This window comes from Blautia sp. CAG:257 (genome assembly GCF_000433815.1).
Classification (GTDB): domain Bacteria; phylum Bacillota; class Clostridia; order Lachnospirales; family Lachnospiraceae; genus Blautia_A; species Blautia_A caecimuris.
On sequence record NZ_HF999103.1, the window covers coordinates 1 to 4,056 of the forward strand.

A 4,056-nucleotide genomic window follows, 5' to 3' on the forward strand; every position below is an offset into this window, starting at 1 on the left:
GAAAAACAAATAAACCACCTGCTGTGTGGGCAATGTCGTCAGTGTTACTTACAAGCGGAAGTTAAATGACGATGGCATCAATGTGGTACAGGGAGACTCTGGTCATTTTCCTGATGCGCCCTAATGGTTAATGGCAGCCAAGATGGAGACCATTAAAGATGAGTCTCTTCGGAGGCCTGCTTTTATACCCTTAGGTAAAAATATAAACATGGGTATCATATGTTGTGCATAGATAATAGAGATGCCGCGCTTGAATCAGAAAAAATAGCCTTTGATCCCAAAGTTCTTAATGATAACTTTAAAGCTATTAATGACACCTTTGGGCATCAGTATGGAAATGAGGTACTGGTTGAAATGGCCGGTATTTTTTCCAATCAGTTCCGCAGTGGTGACATTGTAGGCAGATTTGGCGGGGACGAATTTCTGGCTTTCCTTCCCAATACAAGAGGATTTGAGAGAATGGAGTATGTATTTCAACGTCTTGTAAAGGAATGTGACAGAAATTATGAAAAAGACGGAGTAGTGATCAATGTTTCTGCTTCTTTTGGAATTGCAGTAGCTCCGGATCATGGTGTGACTTATGAAGAGCTGTCACAGAAAGCAGATGAAATGCTGCTTGCTGTAAAGCGGGAGAATAAGAAAGGGTATCGGCTGTATCAGCAAATATCTGCAGATAAGGAGTTATAAAAAAGAAACCCGAGAATGTTTTACAGATTTTCTGTACAGCATTTTCGGGTTTTCTTTTATGGAGGGGTCAATATGTACCGGAATTAATAAGCTCTGTATACTGTTTTACTGAATGTGTTTAATCTCCATATCTTTTGGGAGAATTAAGTTTAATATAATTGCCATTACAAATACAACAGCAACTACATTTGCGGAAAATACAGACTGAAGTATTTCCGGGAAAATATGCCAGATACCGATTTCGCTTGCTGTGGTAAATCCAATACCTATGGAAAGAGAAAGAGCAGCGATGGTAATATTCCTCTGGGTAAAACCTGCTTTTGCTATCATCTGGATTCCGGAAGTCAGGATGGTTCCAAACATCATAATAGTACATCCGCCGAGAACAGAATCCGGAAGGGAAGCAAAAAAGTTTCCTACAGGAGGAAGCAGTCCGGCCAGGATCATGCAAACGGCGCCGGTCATGATGGTGAAACGGTTTACGACCTTTGTCATGTTGATAAGTCCTACATTCTGAGAGAAGGACGTAACCGGCGGGCATCCCAGACAGGAAGAAAATACAGAGGCATAACCGTCGCAGGCAAGGGAGCCTGAAATTTCTTCTGTTGTAATATCACGGTCCAGGCCGCCGGAAACCATTGCTGTAGTATCGCCGATTGTCTCTGCTGCGGAAACAAGGAAAATGATTGCAACAGAGAAAATAGCTCCGGGGTTGAATTCAGGCGCATATGGCATGATTTTCGGGAAGGAAATGATTCCTCCGGAAAAGATAACAGAGAGATCTACTTTTCCCATAAAAACAGCCACGATATAGCCTACGATCAGGCCTGCTAAAACGGAAAGCTGTTTCCAGTATCCTTTTGCTTTTATGTTCCAGATCAGGCAGACCAGAAGCGTAATGGTTCCGAGAATGAGATTCTGGGCAGACCCAAAGTCGTCAGAGTATCCTCCGCCGAAAGATCTTGTACCAACAGTAAAAAGAGAGAATCCGATGGCAGTTACAACGGATGCGGCAACAATTGGAGAAATAATTTTTTTCCAGTATTTTGCCAGTAATCCCAGCGTACCTTCCATAATACCGCCGATCATGACTGCGCCCACAACTGCAGGATATCCGTAATTGGCGGCAACTGTACTGAGTACTGTTACAAAGGTGAAACTGACTCCCATTACAATAGGAAGGCGGGAGCCGATTTTCCAGACTGGGTAAAGCTGGATCAGTGTTGCAATTCCTGCAACAAACATGGCATTTTGGAGAAGAATGGCAATTTCAGCCTGTTTAAGACCTCCTGCACCGGCAATAATAGTGATCGGCGTAAGATTGGCAACGAACATTGCCAGAATATGCTGAAGACCAAAAGGGATTGCTTTCATGATAGGAACCTGCCCATCCAGACGATAAATGTTGGAAATGTCTGCATTTTTGGTGTTCTTCATAACAGAGTGCCTCCTTTTTAAATGATTTTGTACACTTTTTTTGTTCCTCCATAAAATTAATTATTATTGCGATACAACTAATTTAATTTTAACATAAAAAAATAATTTGTCCACAAAAAATTGGTGATACCTTACAAAAAGTGTTTTCAAGGTGCGTCGCATGGCTGACATGATTTCCAGGCACTTGTAGCAGACAGATGTGTTGTTTTTCCTGGTAAAAGGCAGTATACGTTAATATGTAAAGGGATTTAAATAAAAATTTGGTGTGAAGCTGCAACTGGATTTTCATATTTTGCAAAATTTTTATAACTTACGAAACTGCCGTAGACAGGCAGAGTGTTCCGCGGTATATTATTAACAGAATTACGAATACGTATTTCTGAAAAACAACACAACGTACGTATATTGTGCAAAATTCTGTATTGCCTCATTTATAGTTTTATACCAGGAGGATTCGCATGCTGCGAAGCCATATGAAAAATAAGTATATACTGTACAGTTTTGTGGGAAAATTTTACAGACAGGAAAAATGCAGGAATAATAAATGGAAGTTAAAAAGAACATGGAAGCAGAGATAACAATTCCGTTTCAGGAGGAATACGAAAAACTGAAGCTTCTGATCTCTCAGGGTGTATTTGAACTTGTTTTGCCGGAAACAGACGAGGGAGATATTCGTCTTGTCTATCTGATGAATGATGCTGTGGAAAGCTTTCTGATCTTCCGGCAGGCAAAGCTGACAGGTACTTACGAGCCTGATTTTGAGGGGGAATTAAGAGCAGATCTTGAGAAAAGGGGAGATCAGTATATCCTGATCGTCCATCAGGGAAATTCAGTATTTACTGTTTTTTTCAGAGATTTAGATCTGGAAACTCATCTTTTTAATTATGGGAAAACAGGTCATTTCTGGGTAAAGGAGTATGAATATCTGAGACAGCTGGAATATCGTATTGCTATTTTAAGGGATAAAAGAGAATATCTTGGAAAAGAATTTTGCACGGAGGAAGAAGAAAAACTTTCTTATCTGGCAGAATTTCCTCCATTAAATTTCTGTTGTTATCCTGCGGTGTCAGAAAAGTATATTGTGCCTTCTTACCCTAAGTGGAAAGTATCTGAAAAAGCGCTTAATGAAATGATGAAGCTGGCGCAGGAAGCAGGGGACCACAGTCTTATCAGATGGCTGAAGGTGTATTCTTATGTTCCGGGAAGGGTGATCGCAAGGAGAATTGCCTGTATGCTGCACAGGACAAAGCATACAGAGGTTGTAGATCTTATAGACAGAAAACTGGCCCAGACGGCGGCCGTATATCAGGACCGGCAGTTTGTGACAGAAAACAAGGAACAACACAGCTTTTCCACAGATGGAAAAGAGGGTGGTTTACAGGAAGAGGAAACTGCAGAACAGACAAAGATCCGAAATATACAGGAAAGGGCGGAAGCAAGAAAACGAGAACTGGAGTGTTCCGGCAAAAAGGTGGAAATGCTGAAAGAAGAGCCTTTTTTGTATGCAAAGGATTCTGTAGAATATAAGGTGCATCTGATGATCTGGAAAACAGAAGGCAGAAACCGCGAGGTGGATGTGGAAACCATTAATTAACTAAAAAGAAACGGAAAGGAATAACGGAATGGGAAAATTAATCAATCTAAATGGAGATGCTGATAAAAACAAAACACTTCAGAAAATTCTGGAACAGCTGGATACTTTAAAAGATGAGCTGGCAGAGCTGCTGTCTGCATCTGAGGATACGGACACAGACAGCGCCGGAATGGATGCCCTTACAGAGGCTCTGGATGCCCTGGAAGACGCTGCAGAACTGATCGATGAGGTTCTGGACTGATGATCCAGAGTTATTTATAAGCCGGAAGTTCTTTCAGAATAACGGCATATTTTCTGAAAAGCTGCTGTCTTTATTCCGGAGAAATGTAGGATTATGC

The 4,056-nt window shown here is 41.2% G+C and carries 4 protein-coding genes; 3 read left to right on the forward strand and 1 reads right to left on the reverse strand.

Features of this window, described 5'->3' with window-relative positions; all coding sequences use genetic code 11:
- Positions 1-219 precede the first annotated feature (219 nt).
- Complete coding sequence (locus QVP40_RS11700) at positions 220-687, forward strand: GGDEF domain-containing protein (protein WP_022068579.1); 468 nt, start codon at positions 220-222, stop codon at positions 685-687.
- Positions 688-792: 105 nt separating this feature from the next.
- Here QVP40_RS11700 and QVP40_RS11705 read toward each other — a convergent pair whose 3' ends face one another.
- A complete protein-coding gene (locus tag QVP40_RS11705; RefSeq protein WP_022068580.1) occupies positions 793-2,124 on the reverse strand; it encodes a uracil-xanthine permease family protein in 1,332 nt (443 codons plus the stop codon).
- A gap of 544 nt (positions 2,125-2,668) precedes the next feature.
- On the opposite strand from QVP40_RS11705, the gene QVP40_RS11710 reads away from it, so the two are divergent.
- Together QVP40_RS11710 and QVP40_RS11715 are read left to right on the forward strand one after the other, a co-directional pair.
- Positions 2,669-3,718: a DUF3878 family protein gene (locus QVP40_RS11710; RefSeq protein ID WP_022068581.1), complete on the forward strand. Its 1,050-nt coding sequence runs from the start codon at positions 2,669-2,671 to the stop codon at positions 3,716-3,718.
- A 28-nt stretch (positions 3,719-3,746) separates the two neighbouring features.
- Entirely contained in the window at positions 3,747-3,959 is a 213-nt protein-coding gene (locus tag QVP40_RS11715) for a hypothetical protein (protein ID WP_022068582.1), read from the forward strand.
- Positions 3,960-4,056: the final 97 nt, after the last annotated feature.